This is a genomic window from Streptomyces sp. NPDC005566 (genome assembly GCF_040605575.1).
Classification (GTDB): domain Bacteria; phylum Actinomycetota; class Actinomycetes; order Streptomycetales; family Streptomycetaceae; genus Streptomyces.
Genome location: NZ_JBEXDB010000005.1, coordinates 222,608 through 240,913, shown reverse-complemented (window position 1 = coordinate 240,913; position 18,306 = coordinate 222,608). Strand labels below are relative to the sequence as shown.

General features: G+C 69.6%; 16 protein-coding genes and 1 pseudogene. 10 read left to right on the top strand and 7 right to left on the bottom strand.

Annotated features, from left to right (window positions below):
• Positions 1 to 126: 126 nt before the first annotated feature.
• Positions 127 to 1,128, top strand: a complete 1,002-nt coding sequence (locus ABZS61_RS10235; RefSeq protein ID WP_356417713.1) for a sigma-70 family RNA polymerase sigma factor — start codon at positions 127 to 129, stop codon at positions 1,126 to 1,128.
• A 114-nt stretch (positions 1,129 to 1,242) separates the two neighbouring features.
• Here the strand turns inward: ABZS61_RS10235 and ABZS61_RS10230 are convergent, their stop codons facing one another.
• Positions 1,243 to 2,235 (bottom strand): YafY family protein, encoded by a 993-nt coding sequence (locus ABZS61_RS10230; protein ID WP_356417712.1) that lies wholly within the window; start codon positions 2,233 to 2,235, stop codon positions 1,243 to 1,245.
• 61 nt (positions 2,236 to 2,296) lie between these two features.
• Here ABZS61_RS10230 and ABZS61_RS10225 point away from each other — a divergent pair, with 61 nt between their 5' ends.
• Entirely contained in the window at positions 2,297 to 3,853 is a 1,557-nt protein-coding gene (locus tag ABZS61_RS10225) for an MFS transporter (protein ID WP_356417711.1), read from the top strand.
• Between the two features lie 111 nt (positions 3,854 to 3,964).
• Here ABZS61_RS10225 and ABZS61_RS10220 read toward each other — a convergent pair whose 3' ends face one another.
• Together ABZS61_RS10220 and ABZS61_RS10215 are read right to left on the bottom strand one after the other, a co-directional pair.
• A complete protein-coding gene (locus tag ABZS61_RS10220) occupies positions 3,965 to 4,711 on the bottom strand; it encodes a DUF6227 family protein (RefSeq protein ID WP_356417710.1) in 747 nt (248 codons plus the stop codon).
• Positions 4,712 to 4,833: 122 nt separating this feature from the next.
• Positions 4,834 to 5,889, bottom strand: coding sequence for a P1 family peptidase (locus ABZS61_RS10215; RefSeq protein ID WP_356417709.1), 1,056 nt, complete (start codon positions 5,887 to 5,889; stop codon positions 4,834 to 4,836).
• A gap of 306 nt (positions 5,890 to 6,195) precedes the next feature.
• Between ABZS61_RS10215 and ABZS61_RS10210 the strand changes: the two genes are divergently transcribed.
• The 6 genes from ABZS61_RS10210 to ABZS61_RS10185 all read left to right on the top strand — a co-directional run bounded on the left by ABZS61_RS10210 (position 6,196) and on the right by ABZS61_RS10185 (position 11,595).
• Positions 6,196 to 7,227, top strand: a complete 1,032-nt coding sequence (locus ABZS61_RS10210; protein WP_356417844.1) for an MFS transporter — start codon at positions 6,196 to 6,198, stop codon at positions 7,225 to 7,227.
• The gene (locus ABZS61_RS10205) at positions 7,224 to 9,548 is read left to right on the top strand and encodes a molybdopterin oxidoreductase family protein (protein WP_356417708.1); all 2,325 of its coding nucleotides are present in this window, start codon (positions 7,224 to 7,226) and stop codon (positions 9,546 to 9,548) included. Before ABZS61_RS10210 ends, ABZS61_RS10205 begins: the two co-directional genes overlap by 4 nt.
• A gap of 6 nt (positions 9,549 to 9,554) precedes the next feature.
• Positions 9,555 to 10,157, top strand: coding sequence for a 4Fe-4S dicluster domain-containing protein (locus tag ABZS61_RS10200; RefSeq protein ID WP_329210093.1), 603 nt, complete (start codon positions 9,555 to 9,557; stop codon positions 10,155 to 10,157).
• On the top strand, positions 10,154 to 10,891 hold the full coding sequence (locus ABZS61_RS10195) for a Rieske (2Fe-2S) protein (protein WP_356417707.1): 738 nt from the start codon (positions 10,154 to 10,156) through the stop codon (positions 10,889 to 10,891). The genes ABZS61_RS10200 and ABZS61_RS10195 overlap by 4 nt, the downstream gene beginning before the upstream one ends.
• Positions 10,888 to 11,301: a hypothetical protein gene (locus ABZS61_RS10190; RefSeq protein ID WP_356417706.1), complete on the top strand. Its 414-nt coding sequence runs from the start codon at positions 10,888 to 10,890 to the stop codon at positions 11,299 to 11,301. Before ABZS61_RS10195 ends, ABZS61_RS10190 begins: the two co-directional genes overlap by 4 nt.
• Before the next feature lie 90 nt (positions 11,302 to 11,391).
• Positions 11,392 to 11,595: a hypothetical protein gene (locus tag ABZS61_RS10185; RefSeq protein ID WP_351181067.1), complete on the top strand. Its 204-nt coding sequence runs from the start codon at positions 11,392 to 11,394 to the stop codon at positions 11,593 to 11,595.
• A 22-nt stretch (positions 11,596 to 11,617) separates the two neighbouring features.
• Here the strand turns inward: ABZS61_RS10185 and ABZS61_RS10180 are convergent, their stop codons facing one another.
• From ABZS61_RS10180 to ABZS61_RS10170, 3 genes are all read right to left on the bottom strand, one after another.
• Positions 11,618 to 12,079 carry an MscL family protein gene (locus ABZS61_RS10180; RefSeq protein WP_356417705.1) on the bottom strand — a complete coding sequence of 154 codons (462 nt, stop codon included), beginning with the start codon at positions 12,077 to 12,079 and terminating at the stop codon, positions 11,618 to 11,620.
• A gap of 113 nt (positions 12,080 to 12,192) precedes the next feature.
• Positions 12,193 to 12,783, bottom strand: a complete 591-nt coding sequence (locus tag ABZS61_RS10175; RefSeq protein WP_356417704.1) for a hypothetical protein — start codon at positions 12,781 to 12,783, stop codon at positions 12,193 to 12,195.
• Between the two features lie 349 nt (positions 12,784 to 13,132).
• Positions 13,133 to 13,327, bottom strand: a complete 195-nt coding sequence (locus tag ABZS61_RS10170; protein ID WP_356417703.1) for a hypothetical protein — start codon at positions 13,325 to 13,327, stop codon at positions 13,133 to 13,135.
• Positions 13,328 to 13,650: 323 nt separating this feature from the next.
• On the opposite strand from ABZS61_RS10170, the gene ABZS61_RS10165 reads away from it, so the two are divergent.
• Positions 13,651 to 16,902 carry a GH92 family glycosyl hydrolase gene (locus ABZS61_RS10165; protein ID WP_356417702.1) on the top strand — a complete coding sequence of 1,084 codons (3,252 nt, stop codon included), beginning with the start codon at positions 13,651 to 13,653 and terminating at the stop codon, positions 16,900 to 16,902.
• A 244-nt stretch (positions 16,903 to 17,146) separates the two neighbouring features.
• Positions 17,147 to 17,323, top strand: a pseudogene (locus ABZS61_RS10160) (IS30 family transposase); the annotation flags it as partial.
• A 75-nt stretch (positions 17,324 to 17,398) separates the two neighbouring features.
• Here the strand turns inward: ABZS61_RS10160 and ABZS61_RS10155 are convergent.
• Complete coding sequence (locus ABZS61_RS10155) at positions 17,399 to 18,253, bottom strand: S-methyl-5'-thioadenosine phosphorylase (RefSeq protein ID WP_356417701.1); 855 nt, start codon at positions 18,251 to 18,253, stop codon at positions 17,399 to 17,401.
• Positions 18,254 to 18,306: the final 53 nt, after the last annotated feature.

Genomic DNA, 18,306 nt, shown 5'->3' with positions numbered 1-18,306 from the left:
CAGGGTACTGCATGATCTCGAAAGCGAACGGTCGCGGTGGGAATTCTGTCCGGATTCCAGTCGTTGTTTCCATCGGATGCAGGGCACTCGAAAGGGTGTCGCGACCTACTGAGTAAGGGAGCACGCATGGCAACCCGTGCCGTCGCCCGACGTTCGTCCGCCACCAGCGGCGGGACCACCCGGGCAAGCAGCGTTCGCGCCGTGGGCGGGGAGATCGCCGATCGCGACCTGGTCGGCATGTACCTGGACGAGATCGCTCGCACGCCGCTGCTCGACGCCGCCAAGGAGGTCGAGCTCTCGCAGACGATCGAGGCGGGCGTCTACGCCCAGCAGATCCTCGACGGTGATGTGGAGAGCGAGGCCGGCGGAGCGAAGCGCAAGGAGCTCGAGGCGCTGGTCGCCGAGGGCGAGCGCGCCAAGGACATATTCATCCGTTCCAACCTCCGGCTCGTCGTTGCCGTGGCCCGGCGCTACCCGCGAGCGGGTCTGCCGCTGCTCGACCTGATCCAGGAGGGCAACGCGGGCCTGGTGCGCGCGGTCGAGAAGTTCGACTACGCCAAGGGCTTCAAGTTCTCCACGTATGCGACGTGGTGGATCCGACAGGCCATCACCCGTTCGATAGCAGACCAGTCCCGCACGATCCGGCTCCCCGTCCACCTCGTGGAGGAGCTCGGCCGGATCCGCCGGGTGCAGCGAGAGTTCAACCGCGAGCACGGCCGCGACCCGGAGCACTCCGAGATCGCAGCCGAGCTGGATTCCAACGCCGAGCGCGTCGGCAACGTCCTGGACTGGGCCCGTGACCCGGTCAGTCTCAACATGTCCGTGGACGACGACGGTGACACGCAGTTCGGTGACCTGCTGGAGGACACCTCCGCGGTGTCGCCCGAGCAGTCCGTGATGACGCTGCTGCGCAGCGAGGAGCTCGAGGACCTGATCGGCAAGCTCGACAACCGCACCGCCTCCATCATCCGGATGCGGTACGGAATCGAGGACGGCCGTGAGCGGACCCTCACCGAAGTGGGCAAGCAGCACGGTCTGACGCGGGAGCGGATCCGCCAGATCGAGAAGCACGCACTACTCGAATTGAAGCGAATGGCTCACGACACGGGCTTTGACGCTGCGGCGTGAGCCAATAACCCGTAACCTCCCAATCAAGCCGGTTCGCACCGGCCCGACGACCGGTCTCCTACCGGTCCCATGAGCTGAGTCCCGGCGCCCACCCCCCCCGGCGCCGGGGCTCATTCATTTCTTCTCCGCCCCGGGCCCGGCCGCCGACGACGCGCGGGTCAGGCGGGCGCCCAGATCGCTCAGGTACGTCACCAGTGACGAGGGCCCGTGCGTGGTGAACTCGCAGTTCACCAGGGCCAGCCGCAGCGCCACCCACTCCAGTGAGTCCGAGGAGACCGAGCGCAGCCGGCAACTGTGCTCACCGGTCGGCTCCGGAACGCCGAGCGACGCGGGCAGCCGCGCCGTCACGAAGTCCGCCGGGGCCCTGAACGTCACGTCGATGCGTAGATCCGGCTGCATCCGGGACATCGACCGGGCGAAGAACTCGGCCGCGTCCCCGCTCTCGGTGGGCAGTTCGCGCGGGGTGAAACGGGCCCCCGTGGCGAACGGGTCGCTCACCCGGTCCACCCGGAAGGTGCGCCAGTCCTCACGGTCCAGGTCGTAGGCGACGAGATACCAGCGGCTGCCCGTGCTGACCAGCCGGTACGGTTCGACCTGCCGTTTCGACGCGGTGCCGTCGCCGGACCGGTAGGCGAAGCGCAAGCGCTCCCGTCCGGTGACCGTCGAAGCGATCACCGTCAGCGTCTGCGGGTCGATGGTGGATCCGTCGCCGCGAGTGAGGGGCACGGTGGCCTTCTGCAGGGAGGAGACCCGGTGGCGCAGCCGTGAGGGAAGGACCTGCTCCAGCTTGGCAAGCGCCCGTACGGACGCCTCGTCGACGCCCTCGATGGCATGCCCTGCTCCGGCCCTCAGCCCCACCGCGATGGCCACCGCTTCCTCGTCGTCCAGCAGGAGCGGGGGCATGGCCGCGCCCGCGACCAGGCGGTAGCCGCCGATGGAGCCGCGCGACGCCTCGACCGGATAGCCGAGGTCGCGGAGGCGGTCGATGTCACGGCGGATGGTGCGCGGGCTGACATCGAGGCGCTCGGCCAGCTCGCTGCCCGGCCACTCGCGCGGTGTCTGGAGGAGCGACAGCAGATTCAGCAGTCGTGCCGGGGTATCCGTCATGGATCCAGGATGCCGGTCCATCAGGACACGACCTGACCTAATGGGTCAGTAGTTTCTTCCTATGACTTCTTCCGAATCCCTGCCGTCCACGGCGGCCGGCCCCGCAGCACCCACGGAGCCGGTGGCGCCGGCGGACCGGCGCCGCTGGCTCGCACTCGCCATCGTCATGACCGCCGCCTTCATGGACCTGGTCGATGTCACGATCGTCAACATCGCCATCCCGAGCATCACGCGGGACACCGGCGCCTCGTTCTCCTCGATCCAGTGGATCACCGCCGGATACGCCCTGGCCTTCGCGGCCGGCCTGATCACCGGCGGCCGGCTCGGTGACATCTACGGCCGCAAACGGCTCTTCCTCATCGGCATCGGCGGCTTCACGATCGCCTCGGCCCTCTGCGGCTTCGCGGCGAACCCGGAGATGCTGGTCGCCTCCCGCATTCTGCAGGGCGGCATGGCCGCACTGATGGTGCCGCAGGTGCTGTCGATCGTGCACGCCACCTTCCCGGCACACGAGCGCGGCAAGGTCTTCGGCCTCTTCGGTGCGATCGTCGGGCTCGGCGCGGTCTCCGGGCCGCTGCTGGGTGCGCTGCTCACCGAGTGGAACCTCTTCGGTCTGCAGTGGCGGCCGATCTTCCTGATCAACCTTCCGGTCGGCATCGCCGGGCTGATCCTGGGGCGCAAGTTCATCAGCGAGTCCAAGGCGCCGAAGGCACTCCGTCTCGACCTGGTCGGGGTGGTCCTGGTGACGCTGGGCCTGCTCATGCTGCTCTATCCGCTGACCCGCGGTCGCGACCTGGACTGGCCGGTGTGGGGGCACGTGTCGATGGCTGCCAGCCTCCTGGTGTTCGCGGGGCTCATCGCATACGAACGGCAGAAGGCGCGCAAGGACGGCTCGCCGCTCATCGAACTGTCGTTGTTCCAGGTCAAGAGCTTCGCCGCGGGTGTCGCCGTGCAGCTGACCTTCGGTATCGCCCTCGGCATCTTCTTCCTGGTCTGGACGCTCTACATGCAGATGGGCCTCGGCTGGAGTGCGCTGCGGGCCGGTGCGACCGGGATCCCGTTCTCGATCGCCGTCTCGGTGGCCGCCGGTATCTCCGTACAGAAACTGGTACCCCGCTTCGGCCGCAAGGTCCTCCAGGCGGGCGCGCTGCTGATGATCGCCGGGCTGCTGCTCTACATCGGGGAGGCGGCGCGGTACGGCATGGGCATCACGGCCTGGCAGATGGCCGCGCCCCTGGTGATCATGGGCGTGGGCATGGGGCTCATCGTCGCTCCGCTGACGGACGCGGTGCTCTCCGGGGTGCCGAAGGAGCACTCCGGATCGGCTTCCGGACTCATCAACACGGTGCAGCAGATGGGCACCGCCCTGGGGCTCGGCCTCGTCTCGGTCGTCTTCTTCGGATCGATCAGCGACCGGCTGGCCCCGGAAGCGGTGGGCCCGGCGTTCGTGGACGCGTTCCAGGATTCGCTGTGGTGGGTGGCCGGAGTCCTCGCGGTGATCTTCGTGGTGATGTTCGCCCTGCCGGCCAGGCCGCAGGTGCACCTGGAGGGCGGCGGAGAGCCGGCGGACTCGGCACCGGATGACGGCATCTCCAAGGAGCCGGCGCTGACGAGCTGATCCCGTCGATCCCGTGACGTCGACGGCGGCCCGTACCTCCCCGGCCGGGGAGGTACGGGCCACGTGCGTTCATCCGTGCCGCTCGATCTGCCTGCCTGCAACGGGCGCCGGTCAGCAGATCCGTGTGCGGCTCTCCATGGCACGACGTGCGGATTCCTCGTCCCCGTAGACCTCGCACATGTGGCGGCCGTCCGGCGTGGCCGTGTGCTCGACCTCCCACAGACTCGTCTCGCTGCCGTCGAGGAGCAGGAAGGCGTGCTCGTAGAGCGTGAAACCGGCGTCCCGTCCCTCGACACGGCACTGGCGTCCGAAGATCTGCGTGATGTGGTGGGCGAAGGCGGCCCGGAGCAGCCCGGCCGTCTCGGCGCCCGGGTGGTCGCTGTTCTCCGCGCGGCGCAGGACGCGGCGGGCATGGTCCGCCGAATTGTCCGGGGCGTACATACGGGGCAGCGGGACCGGGGGCGCCGCCATCAGCAGCGTCAGGACCTCCAGGTCGGACTGGAGGCTCTCGTCACCGAAGGCCGGGGTGTCCCAGAAGCCTCCGGCCAGTCGTGCGGCGGCGATCCGGGCATCGCCCTCGTCGTCGTACAGCTCGTGTCTGCGGGGGGATCCGGTGTCCCGGCCGCTGCCGTGCACCAGCTCCCACAGGGTCAGAGCAGTGCCGTCCGAGAGCAGGTAGGTGTGCCTGTGGGTCTCGCGGTGGAGAGCCGCACTGTGGTGGGACGAATGCAGCGCGCTGCTGTGCGCAAGCGCCGTCCCGAGCCGGTCGATGGTGCTGTCGGACAGGTCGAAGGAGTTGAGGGCGCATCGCAGGAGTCGCTCGAGGTGCTGCTCGGTTGTCTCGTACGGATCGCTCAAGGTGCTGTCTCCAGGCCGTCGCCGCGCGTTACTTGATGCGTGCATAACGTAGTCCCTGGGTCTGACATCGTGACCGGGGTTCGCAAAAAACGTACCGCGCACGCAGAAAGTTCCCGGCCTTCTCAGACGGTGCCGTAGAGGTCGCCGTACGAGGGGAACGCACCCCCAGGGCCGTCGACGCCCCGAGCCGCCCGTACGGCCTTCACGATGGCGCGGGCCAGCACGTCAGCGCCCGCTGCCAGGATGTCGTTCAGCTCCGCCACGGGCTCCGGAGGCAGCGGAAACCGTCCCGTCGACAGGGCGAACACGGTGTCCCCGTCACTGAGCAGGTGGACCGGCCGCACGGCGCGCGCCATGCCGTCGTGCGCCGTGCCTGCGAGCTTCTGCGCCTGGGCGCGGGTGAGGTCGGCGTCGGTGGCGACGACGGCGATCGTGGTGTTGAAGGGGCGTCCTGCCTTCGTCTCCCGGAGCTCCTCCAGGCGCAGCCGGGCGGCCGCATGGACCTCCGGCGCAGGGTGCACCGAGGGCTCGCCGGCGCCGTACTCCCCGTACAGCACTCCGGTCCGCGGATCGACCACGGAGCCGGCCGCGTTCACCGCGACCAGGGCGGCGACCGTGGCACCCGAGGCCAGACGCACGCTCGCCGTGCCGACGCCCCCCTTGAGCTGTCCGGCCACCGCGCCCGTGCCCGCACCCACTGTGCCCTCGGGGACCGCCGCCCCCGGCTCCGATGCCGCGGCCGCCTCCACCGCGGCGCGGCCGGTCGCGGCGTCGGGCCGGGCACGCCAGTCACCGCCCCGGCCCAGGTCGAACAGGCAGGCGGCGGGCACGACCGGAACCACGTGGGCGGGGTCGGGGCCGACCCGGACCCCGCGCCCCTGCTCCTCCAGCCAGACCATCACCCCGGACGCGGCATCCAGCCCGTACGCGCTGCCGCCCGTGAGGACCACCGCGTCGATCCGCTGCACCAGATTGCGCGGATCGAGAGCGTCCGTCTCCCGTGTGCCCGGGCCGCCACCGCGTACGTCGACGGCGGCGACGGCGCCGCCCTCGGGAGCCAGGACGACGGTGGTCCCGCTCAGCGCGCCCTCGCCGGGAACCCGGGCATGGCCGACACGGATCCCGTCGACGTCCGTCAGCGCGTCCAGCGGTCCCAAGAGGCGTGGTTCCTCGGTCATTCCGGGCTCCTCGTGATGTGCGGCGGTGCCGTGTCCCGGCGAACGTACCGGTGATCGCGGGGGAGAGGGAACGAGCGGACGCAGTCGGTCCGTGGGCCGGGGCCACACGGGCGACTCCCTCATCCTGCGGATGCTCATAACAGGACCAAACGCGCCATACAGCCCTACGGTGGCCGGGTGACCGAGCCACCAGAAGAGCCCGCCGCACCCACGCAGTCCGACCCCGGTACCCACACCGGTGATCCCGGCGGGGCGGACGGCCGGACCTCGGGTCCCGCCTCCGCCGTCGCCGCGAAGGCGGCGGGAATCGTCCCGCGGTCCCTCAACGCCCGGGCGGCCCTGGCCGGTGTCGTCGTCTCCGTCCTGCTGATCCTCGCGATCGTGCTCGGCAGCCGTCTGCTCCACAACTTCGACTCGGCGCTCCTCCCGTACGCCGTGGCCACCGTCTTCCTCGCCTTCGGCGTCGCCTACCGCTACACGGTCTGGATCTCCGCCCCCGGCGCACGCCGCCTCTTCACCCGAGGCTGGGGCAGCCTGTTCTCGGCCGAGAACTTCCGCAAGGCTCCCACCGCCCTGCCGAAGATGATCGCGACCTACCTGGGCTTCCAGAAGTTCCTCGGTGCCCGGTCGCACGCCCGCTGGGCCGCCCACCAGCTGATCTTCTGGGGCTGCATCCTCGCCTCGCTGATCACCTTTCCGCTGACCTGGGGCTGGTTCACCTTCACCTCGGGCAGCGGCTCGGGCCCCGGCTACGAGATGCGTATCTGGGGCTTCAAGATCCTCGGCTTCGACTCGCTGAACATCCTCGGCTGGCTGATGTTCCACGGCCTCGACATCGCCGCCGTCATGGTCATCCCCGGAGCCGCCTACTTCCTCTGGCGCCGGATGAAGGACCGCGGCGCCATCACCGGTCAGCGCTTCGCCTACGACATGGTGCCGCTGCTCGCCCTGATCGTCGTCTCCGTGACGGGTCTGCTGCTCACCTTCTCCTCGCTCTTCCTGCACGGCGGCGGCTACGAGTTCCTGGCGATCCTGCACATGGTGTCGGTGGTCTTCACCCTCATCTACATCCCGTTCGGGAAGTTCTTCCACATCGTGCAGCGCCCGGCGGCGGTCGGGATGCAGCTGTTCAAGTACACCGGCCGCCAGGACGACCAGGTCTTCGCCTGCCGCCGCTGCGAGGAACCCATCGACACCGGGCCGTACGTCGAGAACCTGCGCGGCACGATGCGCGACCTCGACCTCGGCTTCGACGCATGGGCCGAGTACTGCCCGCGCTGCAAAAGGGTGCTGCGGGGCAGCGCCTACCTCTCCCAGGTGAAGAAGGGCTTCAAGTGACCGCGGATCCACGCGCAGCCGACCGCCGTACGGCCGTGCCCCTCGACCCCTCCCTCGCACCTCCCGGCACCCGCGGATTCCGGGACGCCGGAGGCATCCCGGCCGACCGGTGGCACGCCGACCAGGACGGCGAGACACTCGTCCCCACCCACTGCTGCTTCTGCGGCGTCCAGTGCGGGATGTATCTGCGCGTGGACCGGGGCGGCAAGGTCTTCGGAGTCGAGCCCCGCAACCACGACATCAACCGGATGCGGCTCTGTCCCAAGGGCATCAGTGCCTACCAGCAGGTCAACCACCCCGACCGGCTCACCGCCCCGCTCATGCGCCGCTCGCGCGACGAGGACTTCCGGGAGGTCTCCTGGGACGAGGCGCTCGACTTCACCGTCTCCGAGATCAAGCGCATCCAGCAGGCCCACGGAAATGACGCGTTCGGGCTTCTCGGCGGTGCCAGTCTCTACTCCGAGAAGACCTACCTCGTCGGCAAATTCGCCAGGGTCGCGCTCAGGACCCGGCACGTCGACTACAACGGCCGGCTCTGCATGGTCAGCGCCGCCGGCGCCAACAAGCTCGCCTTCGGCATCGACCGGGCCGGCAACCCCTTCTCCGACATCCTGCTGACGGACTGCCTCCTGATCGCCGGCTCCAACGTCGGCGAGTGCTTCCCCGTGCTGACCCAGTACGTCTGGGGAGCCCGGGACCGCGGCGCCACCCTGATCGTGATCGACCCGCGCGAGACGGCGATCGCCCGCACCGCCGACATCCATGTCGCGCTCAAACCGGGCACCGACTCCGCCTTCTTCAACTCCGTGCTCAGCGTGATCATCGCCGAAGGCCTCACCGACGAGACCTACCTCGCGGCCCACGCCACCGGCTGGGACGAGGTCCGGGCCAAGGCCGCCGAGTACCCGCCGTCCCGCGCCGCCGACATCTGCGGCGTCCCCGCGGAGCAGATCGTCCAGGTGGCCCGTGCCTTCGCGAGGGCGCCCAAGGCCATGGCCTGGCACGCCCGGGGCATCGAGCACCACTCGCAGGGCGTCGAGAACTGCCTCACCGTGATCAACCTCTGCGCCGCCACCGGCCACATCGGCAAACCCGGCGCCGGCTACGGCACGCTCACCGGGCAGGGCAACGGACAGGGCGGCCGCGAGCACGGCCAGAAGTCCGATCTCCTCCCCGGCGGGCGCTCGATCCGCAACGAGGAACACCGGCGCCAGATCTGCGAGATCTGGGGCATCGAGGAATCCGAACTCCCGGCCGCCGGAACATCGATGATGGAAATGGTCTGGCAGATGCAGCGCCGCGAGATCCGCGGACTGATCGGCATCTGCAACAACCCCTTCGTCTCCCTCCCCAACTACCGCGTGGTCAAGGAGGGCTACGACGCCACGGAATTCCATGCCCAGTTCGATTTCTTCCTCTCCGAGACCGCGGCCAACGCGCATGTCGTCTTCCCCGTCACCACCTGGGCCGAGGACGAGGGCGTCATGGCCAACGCCGAAGCCCGTGTGGTCAAGCACAACAAGGCGCAGGACCCTCCCCCCGGTGTACGGACCGACACCTGGGTGATGTGCGAGCTCGCCCGGCGCCTGGGAGCCGGCGACAAGTTCGCGTTCGCCGACTCCCGGGCGGTCTTCGACGAGCTGCGGATCGCGTCCGCCGGGACCGTCATCGACTACTCCGGCATCACCTACGAACGCCTGGAGGAGACCGGCGGCATCGCCTGGCCGTGTCCCTCGACCGACCATCCGGGCACCCCGCGCCTCTTCGAGGACGGCAGGACCTACCACCCCGACGGCAGGATCCATATGCAGGTCGTCGAATGGCACCCGCCGATGGACCCGTACGACGACGAGCACCCCATGTCCCTCACCACCGGACGCACCGTCGCCCACTTCCTCTCCGGCAACCAGACGCGCCGGCTGGGCGCCCTCGTCGAGCAGACCCCGCGGCCCTGGGCGGAGGTCCACCCCTCGCACGGCTTCCGCAACGGCGAACCCGTCCGCGTCGTCACCCGGCGCGGCAGCGAAGTCTTCCCCGCACTGGTCACCGAGGCGATCCGCCCCGACACGGTCTTCATCCCGTACCACTGGCCGGTTCCCACCTCGGCCAACGCACTCACCATCGATGCCCTCGACCCCCGTTCCAAGATCCCCGAGTACAAGGTGTGCGCCTGCCGGATCGAGCACGCCGAAAAGATCGACGAGGTGCCCGCGCCCCCCGTCGCACCCGGCCACGTCGCCTACCCCGAGACCCAGGTGTCCCGGACCGACCCGCTGCCGCCCACGTCTCCGCAGGGCCGTGGCACCTCGGACAGGAGCTGAAGCCGCATGATGGGCAGAACGATCTTCATCGACCCGGGGCGCTGCATCGGCTGCCAGGCCTGTGTCTCCGCCTGCCGGGAATGCGACTCGCACCGCGGCAAGTCGATGATTCACCTCGACTACACCGACGAGGGCAGTTCGGTCGCCTCCCTCCCCACGGTCTGCATGCACTGCGAGGACCCCGTGGCCCCCTGCGCGGAGGTCTGCCCCGCCGACGCGATCCTGGTCACCGCGGACGGTGTGGTGCAGCAGGCCGACACCACCCGCTGCATCGGCTGCGCGAACTGCGTCAACGCCTGTCCCTTCGGCGTCCCGAAGATCGACCTCCAGGCGAAGCTGCAGATGAAGTGCAACCTCTGCTACGACCGCACCGCTTACGGACTCGCCCCCATGTGCGCCACCGTCTGCCCGACCGGAGCGCTCTTCTACGGAACCCTCGAGGAGCTCCAGGCCGAGCGGCCCGGTGTCCAGGTCGCCGACACCTTCGTCTTCGGCGAGAGCGAGGTCCGCACCGGTGTGGCCATGGTCGTCCCCGCCGACCGGGTCCAGTGGCCCGTGCCCGGAGGCCTTCCCGTCGTCGAGATCAACGGAAAGGACGTCCGCCGATGAGCGTCACCGAACAGCAGCCCGGCAGCGACCGGAACTCCGGCGGCGACCCCCGCGAGGCACTCCACGACCGGATTGCCGCCGACTCGCTCACCACCCGGCGCGACTACCTCCGGATCGTGACCACCGTCTCCGGCGGCCTCGCGCTCGGCGGACTGGGGGTGGCGGGTGGGATCCTCCACCGTCACGGGGACGAGGAGGACGGCAAGGCCCCCAAGCCGAAGCAGATCGCCACGCAGCTGCTGCCCGGCCAGTCCCTCTCCTTCCGCTACCCCGGGGAGGAGGACCGTGCAGTCGCCGTACGGATGGACGACGGCACCCTCGTCGGCTACTCCGCGATCTGCACCCATCTCGCCTGCGCCGTTCTCTGGCGCAACGACCGGGGCCCGGAGGGGGAGCTCTACTGCCCCTGCCATGAAGGCGTCTTCGACGCCCGGACCGGCGAAGTCACCGCGGGGCCGCCGCCCCGCGGACTGCCCAAGGTGGTGCTCACCGAGCAGACCGACGGCAGCATCTGGGCCGTGGGTACCACCCGTTCGGGCGAGAGCGTCGAGGACGGGCTGTGCCGTCAGTTCGGCGAGGACCGTCCGGACCTGGCTGCCCGGATCGGCTGTCCCGGAGTCAGCGGCGGCGTGGAAGCACCACCCCCGGCGGCCTCGTCGAGTGCCGGCGTGCCGGGCGCCGAGCCGTCCGGCAGCGCCACCGGAGGGACCGGAGCCACGGGCGGGCGGTCATGACGAACCCCCGACAGCCCTCGGAGCGCCCGGAACCCGGTGCCGACCAGGAGGCCTCCGGGCACCGGTACCCCGAGTACCAGCCGGGCAGCGCCAGCCCCGAACTGAACCGACCCGTACGCGAGCGCTACCCCCAGATCCGCGCCACCAGCGGTTACGGCGACCCGCGGGTGCGGCACACCGGCCCCGGTCCCGGAGCCGGCACCGACCAGGAACCCGAGCGTTCCTCGAAGCTGACAGCCCGGTTGGCTCTGGCCATGACCGTGGTCGTCGGGCAGCTCTGGGGTCTGACGGTGCTGATCGACGAATGGATGGAGGGCAACACAGGAACAGCCTGGTGGGGCGCGGGTTTCCTCGGCCTGTCGTTCCTCGTCGTCCTCGGCCTGTGGCTGCTCGATCCGAAGGACCGATGAGACGCGAACCGAAGGACCGATGAGACGCGGGCCGAAGAACCGGTAAGGCCGGCTATGAACGGCCGGAGAGCGTCGCCGTACCCTGGACGTATGAGTACCGCCCCCGCCTCCGGACCGCGAGAGTCGAAGCCGTCGCAGGAGCCCAGGCCCAAGCCGCCTCTGATCTTCGACGATCCCCTGGACACGCAGTCCGCGGACGATACGGACCAGGGGTGGGGCGAGCGGGCTCCTGCCGGTGGCAGCGCCGCCGATCTGGCCCGCTTCCTCGACGAGAAGCCGCCCCACCACGTGTGATCCGGCACGTGCGACCCGGTTGCTACGCCTGGTTGCGCCGGGATACCAGAGCGTCGCGGATTTCCTTCAGCACCTCCAGTTCGCTCACCTCCATCGTTTCCTGAACGCCTTCCTTGGCAGCCTGAGCGGCTGCCCGCCTGGCGAGGTACTTCGCCATCGGCATCACCATCAGGAAGTAGACGACGGCGCCGGTGATCAGGAAGCTGAGTGCGGCGCTCAGCACCGAGCCCCACAGGATCTCGATCCCGTCCATTTTTCCGGTGTCCGGATCCACGACACAGGGACCTTGGAGACAGGAGCTGTACTTCTCCAGGTCCTGGGTGCCGAAGGCCCCCACCAGCGGATTGATGATCCCCTTGACGACCGCGTTCACGACGTCGGTGAATGCGGCACCGATGACGACGGCGACCGCGAGGTCGATCACATTGCCGCGCATCAGGAAGGCTTTGAAGCCGTCCAGCAGACTGACCTTCTTGTTGCTCACGGATGAGCCCTCCTCTGGGTGTGCCGTACGGGGAGCGAACTGCCCCGCCACATAAGGCGCCAGAAGGTTGCACTGTCCAATCGGACACTTCCTGCGAGTGAGTTGACGGAAGATCAGTGCTGGTCGGCATGGGACACCACCACCGCGAGACGACCCGAAACGCCGGCGCCCGCCAGGGCCGCCGCGGTGTCCCGTTCCACAGACAGGACCACCAGGGCGCCGCTTCCCGCAGGTGTCGCGCCGTCGCCGTCCGTCCCCGGGTATCCGTGCCCGGCGCCTTCCATGGCGCGCGGCACGTCCTCCACCTGTACGTCCTTCGCCACCACCCGGGCAACGGGGTCTCCGTCCTGCGAGGCGATCACATCGACGCGGTCGCCCGCACGGAGCAGCCGCACCGTCGCCGCATCCGCGATCCGTACCGCCGCGGACACCCGTCGCACAGGACGCCGCTCCGGGGCCGGCGGCGCACTGCCCGCAACGGCGACGCCGCCCGCACCCGGTGTGCCGGTGCCCGAGGCGCTCAGGCCCGAAGCGGCGAGGGCGGCAGAGGCCAGGGCGAGTCCAGCCGCCATCGCGCGGCGCTGTCCGCGTATCACCCGGCGCAGCCGTCCGGCACGGCTGCCGCGTACGCGCAGGGGGGCGAACGGTGGCACCCCGAGCGGTGCGGGGGGAGCCGGACGGGTATCGGGAACGGACGGGAACATGGCAAACACCACCTGCGGTGAAGGAAATCCGGAGCGTGAGGGGCGTCCGGCGGCGACAATGCCGGACGCCCCTCACCATTCACCTTCCGCAGGAATCCGGCCGCGGCCTGTGGAAAACCCACACGTTGTGGATAACCCCGGTACCCGTACGAGCCGTGACCAGGCAAGCCGACGGGGGTGTCATGGCTCTGCTGGCTACGGCCACCCCGCCGGGTCCGGATCGAGCTCAGGCAGCTCGATCCGGCGAGCTACGTCCGCCCTCCGTGTGCCGTCGAGTGGCGCATCCGCACCCGCTGAACCCGGATCGTCCCGCGCCAGATTCCCCGTCGACTTCGACGGATGAAGGGCTTCACTCGAAAGCCTCGGCCGGGATGCGAGCCAGGACCCCTGTGCCGTCACGGTCGAGCGGGCGGCCGAAGAGGTCGCCCATCGGCTTGAGCTGGATCCCGACGACTGCGCCGTGGCCCGGTGTGCGATCCGGCGGTGCGACGGGATCCAATTCCGACTGATCGACGACGTTCTGACGGCATCGGGCATCGGGCATCCGCAGGTACACCGCCGGCACATCCTGCGCTCCCGGCTACCCACCGACGACGAGGCGAAGCGGCGGGAGCTCGCGTCCGACGCCACCGACCCGATCGCCGGACACGTCGCGGTAGGACGCGGGGCACCACATTCTGCGAAGTCGATCCATCGCGTCAGGATTTGACCCCCGCTCAACCAGTGACATCCGGGGCGGTCGGGGGTTACGGTGCCAACGAACAGTGTGACAACGTTGTCATTGTGTCAGGACTCGAAGGGAAATACCCCATGCGGTTTGCTTTCAGACCGTTCCGTCCCCGTGCTTCCGGTATAACAGCCGGTCTGATGGCCGCCGTACTCGTGGGTGGTGGAGTGGTCGGCATGGCCCAGCCTGCCGCCGCCGCGGACGCGGAACCGATCGATCTGGTCAATCCGTTCGTCGGAACCCAGAACTTCGGCAACACCTTCCCCGGGGCGAGCGCGCCGTTCGGCATGGTCCAGGTCAGTCCGGACACCGGCGGCCAGGGCGGCTACGACTACAAGCAGGACTCGATCTACGGATTCAGCCAGACGCACCTTTCCGGCGTCGGCTGCGGTGTCATGGGCGAGCTGCCCATCATGCCGACCACGGGCGCGGTCGACTCCGTGGACCCGAACGCCTACCGCTCCCCGTACAGCCACGACGACGAGCAGGCCAGCCCCGGTTACTACCGGGTGGGGCTGAAGAAGTACGACGTCGACGCGGAACTCACCGCCACCGAACGCACCGGGTGGCAGCGCTACACCTTCCCCTCCACCGGTTCGGCCAACGTCCTGTTCAACACGGGCAAGGCCAACCAGTCCGTGCTGGACTCCGAGGTGCACGTCGTCGGCGACCGCACCATCGAGGGCAGGGTGCACGCCGGGGGCTTCTGCGCCGGACACGACGAGCACACGGTGTACTTCAGTGCCACCTTCGACCGGCCCTTCAAGGCCTACGGCACGTGGGACGGCGCAGACCCCGAGCCCGACACCCGCGATGCGGAGGGGAGCGGCCAGAAAGGCGCCTGGGTGACCTTCGACGCAACCACCGACCGGGACGCCGTCCTCAAGGTGGGGCTGTCCTACACAGGTGTGGAGGGCGCCCGTAAGAACCTGGCCGCGGAGACCAAGGAGTCCTTCGACTTCGACGCCACGCGCAAGGCGTTGCAGGACACCTGGAAGAAGCAGCTGGATTCCATCCGGGTCGGCGGAGGCGCGGCGGACCGGCAGAAGGCCTTCTACACCGCGCTGTACCACAGCCAGCTGCACCCGAACCTTGCCGGTGACGTCGACGGCCTGTACCAGGGGTTCGACGACAAGACGCACACGGCGAAGGACTACACGCCGTATCAGAACTTCTCCCTCTGGGACACCTACCGGCCGCAGAACCAGCTTCTGCAGATGCTGGAGCCGAAGGTGGCCCGGGACGTCGCGCTGTCGGTCGTCGCGGCCGGCCGGGACGGCGGCTGGCTGCCCCGCTGGGCGCTCGCCAACAGCGAGACCAACATCATGACCGGTGACCCGGTCACCCCCTTCCTCGTAGAGGCCTGGTCGAAGGGTCTCCTCGCCGGACACGAGGCAGAGACCTACGCGTTGCTGAAGAAGAACGCGACCAGCACCCCGCCCGCCGACTCGTCGTACAACGGACGCTCGGGCTCGGAGTACTACACCGAGCGCGGCTACATCCCGTCAGGTCTCGAGCTCGGCAAGGACTGTGCGGACAAGGGCGGTGACAACGACTGCAAGCACCCGGCGTCGGCGACGATGGAGTACTCCGCCGCCGATGCGTCGCTCGCGCTGATGGCCGACCGGCTCGGACACAAGTCCGACGCCCGGATGTTCGCCGCGCGCGGGCAGTGGTACCGGAACCTGTGGGACTCCTCGATCCAGCAGTTCCGGCCGCGGACGGCCGAGGGCACCTGGCTCACGCCGTACGACCCGGTCGAGGCGGCGCACCAGTTCCACGAGGGCGGCGCGTACCAGTACCAGTGGCTGGTGCCGCAGGACCCGGCTGGTCTCGTCAGCCTGATGGGCGGCCGGAGCGCCACCGAGAAGCGGCTCGACTCCTTCTTCGTCCACGACAAACTGCTCACCGACCCGGCGGGCACCGCTCGGAACGACTGGATCTCGCAGCCGTACGACTACTACGGCAAGTCGACGTACAACCCGAACAACGAGCCGGATCTGCACGCCCCGTACATGTACAACTGGGTCGGCGCTCCGGCGAAGACCGCGACCGTGGTGCGTGCGGCGATGACGCTGTTCACCGACGGGCCGGACGGGATGACGGGCAACGACGACCTGGGCACCATGTCGGCCTGGTACGTCTTCTCCTCGCTCGGCCTCTACCCGACGATGAGCGGCGGCGACTTCCTGGCCGTGTCCAGCCCGCAGTTCGCGTCGGCGACCGTCCGGATCGGCAGCTACCCCAAGGCACGCGGCACCAAGGGCCAGGGCGGCACGCTGACGATCGGGGCACCCGGAGCGAGTGACACGAAGCGGTACGTGCAGAGCGTGGCCCTGAACGGCCGGGACGTACCCCAGACCTGGCTGAGCTGGAACAAGCTCGCGCACGGCGGAACCCTGGCCCACCGGCTCGGGACCTCCCCGTCCTCCTGGGGCACGGGCAAGGGCGCCCAGCCGCCATCCGTCAATCAGGCGTCCCCCGACAGCCGCAAGCACGTCGACGCGTCGCTGCGTCCCGCCTCCGCGGTCGTCCCCACTGGCGACACCGCGCAGACCGCGAAGTTCACGCTGGACGTCCTGGGGCAGGCACCCGGCAAGCTGAACGTGTCGGTCACGGCGAAGGTGCCCAGCGGCTGGAAGGCCACGACGGCACTGCGTTCACCACTGGTGATCGATTCCGGACACCTTCCGGTGCAGAAGAAGGTGTCGCTCGACATCACCGTGCCGCCGGGCGTCGCCGCCGGGTCCTACCCGGTGGAGGTGAAGGTCGCGGGCCGAGGGGCGAACGCGGTCACCCGCAAGGCCACCGTCGCGGTGGGAGCCGCCACGACCTGCGCGAGTGAGACGAACGGGCAGTGCGCCGTGAATCTGCGCGCGGACCTCAACCACGACGGCACGGCCACGGTGGCGAACTCCGACGAGGGCGACTTCGACGGGCATGGCTGGAGCTATGACGGCGACCTGCTGCCCAAGGCGGGGCCGGTCACATGGGACGGGGTGACGTACGACGCACCGGACCCCACCGGCACGGCGAACAACTTCCTCGAAGCGCGCGGGCAGGCCCTCCTGCTGCCCGCCGGACAGCACAGTGCGCTGCGGCTCGTCGGCTCGGCGCACAACGGTCCTGTCACCACCACACTGACCGTGCACTACACGGACGGCAGCAGCACCGAGGCACCGGTGACGTTCGGCGACTGGGCGGGCTCCGCGCCGGTCGGCAGCACGGTCGTCCTCGACATGCCGCACCGCATCAAGCAGGGCAGCGGTGTCGACGGGCCGTCCATCCGGTTCTTCGGCACGGCCGCCGAACTCGACGGGGGCAAGACGGTCCGTTCGGTCTCGCTGCCGGACGACTCCCGCGTCGAGATCTACGCGATCACGCTCGCCTAGAAAGGGACGGTGGACCGCCGGAACCCATGCCGGCGGTCCGCCGTCCCCTCGGCGCACCCATCTGACCCGTGAGCGGGCGGCGTACGTCCAGCTCATGCAACAGGGCCGGCAGGGAAGCCTGTCGGATCGCCGGGATCGAGTGCGGACGTGCGAGGAGTGGCCGCATCGGCCGCCACGCCTGTAGAGGCAATGAGAAGGCGACGCCCCCGATCCATCAGGAGGCGTCGCCTTCGTCGTGCCCGTCCCCCGCCCCGAGCCGGGGAAGAAGAACGCTGCGCCGAGGGACTTCATCCGGCGTCACCTGGACCTGCGGTCGAGCCCCGAGCAGATCTGCCAGGCTCTGCGGTCCCGGTTTCCCGACCGGCCGGAGATGCACGTGGCCCACGAGACGATCTGCCAGGCCCTCTACGTCCAGGGCCGGGCTGCGACCTGGTCGACGGCTGCCGGGTTCACCGGGGTGACGTCGGCGGCCTCAAGGCAGCTCGATCCCGGGCAGCTACACCCCGGGCAGCTCGATTCCGGTGTCGAGTCCGTCCAGCGCGCGCACGCACGCGCAGTCGCGGTCCTTGTTCGCAGGCAGCGCGGCCACCGCGTCGAACAGCACCGACCGCAGCCGGTCGACGTTGGCGGAGAACACCTCGAGCACCTCCCCGTGACTGACGCCCTCGCCGGCTTCGGCCCCCGCGTCGAGGTCCGTCACCAGGGTCATCGTCGTGTAGCAGAGCCCCAGTTCACGGGCGAGTACCGCCTCCGGATGCCCGGTCATACCGACCACCGACCAGCCCATCGCCGCATGCCAGCGTGATTCCGCCCGGGTCGAGAAGCGCGGCCCCTCCACCACGACCAGGGTCCCGCCGTCCACCGGCTCCCAGTCGCGCCCCCGTGCGGCAGCGAGTGCTGCCCGGCGTCCATGAGGGCAGTACGGGTCGGCGAAGCCGAGATGCACCACGTTCGGTTGGGCTCCGTCCGCCCGGGTCTCGCCGTCGTAGTACGTCTGCGTGCGGGCCTTCGTACGGTCCACCAGCTGGTCCGGTACGAGCAGGGTCCCCGGCCCGTACTCCGGGCGCAGCCCGCCGACGGCACACGGGCCGAGCACCTGGCGTACGCCGACGGAGCGCAGGGCCCAGAGGTTGGCGCGGTAGTTGATGCGGTGCGGCGGGAGGTGGTGGCCACGTCCGTGACGCGGGAGGAACGCCACCCGGCGGCCCGCGATCTCGCCCAGGAAGAGGGAGTCGCTCGGAGCCCCGTACGGGGTGTCCACCCGGACCTCGGTCACGTCCTCGATGAAGGAGTAGAAGCCCGATCCGCCGATGACACCGATATCCGCTGTACCCGTTTCTGCGTTCACCATGCGGTCACACTAACCGGGCGGACACGACCGGGACCCCGCCGAGTGGATCAGCG

Bases quoted from the DNA above. Each gene is read 5' to 3' on its own strand.
- ABZS61_RS10230 (WP_356417712.1), bottom strand. From the start codon at position 2,235: ATGACGGATACCCCGGCACGACTGCTGAATCTGCTGTCGCTCCTCCAG.
- ABZS61_RS10235 (WP_356417713.1), top strand. From the start codon at position 127: ATGGCAACCCGTGCCGTCGCCCGACGTTCGTCCGCCACCAGCGGCGGG.
- ABZS61_RS10215 (WP_356417709.1), bottom strand. From the start codon at position 5,889: ATGACCGAGGAACCACGCCTCTTGGGACCGCTGGACGCGCTGACGGAC.
- ABZS61_RS10170 (WP_356417703.1), bottom strand. From the start codon at position 13,327: ATGCCCGATGCCCGATGCCGTCAGAACGTCGTCGATCAGTCGGAATTG.
- ABZS61_RS10155 (WP_356417701.1), bottom strand. From the start codon at position 18,253: ATGGTGAACGCAGAAACGGGTACAGCGGATATCGGTGTCATCGGCGGA.
- ABZS61_RS10225 (WP_356417711.1), top strand. From the start codon at position 2,297: ATGACTTCTTCCGAATCCCTGCCGTCCACGGCGGCCGGCCCCGCAGCA.
- ABZS61_RS10190 (WP_356417706.1), top strand. From the start codon at position 10,888: ATGACGAACCCCCGACAGCCCTCGGAGCGCCCGGAACCCGGTGCCGAC.
- ABZS61_RS10175 (WP_356417704.1), bottom strand. From the start codon at position 12,783: ATGTTCCCGTCCGTTCCCGATACCCGTCCGGCTCCCCCCGCACCGCTC.
- ABZS61_RS10195 (WP_356417707.1), top strand. From the start codon at position 10,154: ATGAGCGTCACCGAACAGCAGCCCGGCAGCGACCGGAACTCCGGCGGC.
- ABZS61_RS10165 (WP_356417702.1), top strand. From the start codon at position 13,651: ATGGCCGCCGTACTCGTGGGTGGTGGAGTGGTCGGCATGGCCCAGCCT.
- ABZS61_RS10200 (WP_329210093.1), top strand. From the start codon at position 9,555: ATGATGGGCAGAACGATCTTCATCGACCCGGGGCGCTGCATCGGCTGC.
- ABZS61_RS10185 (WP_351181067.1), top strand. From the start codon at position 11,392: ATGAGTACCGCCCCCGCCTCCGGACCGCGAGAGTCGAAGCCGTCGCAG.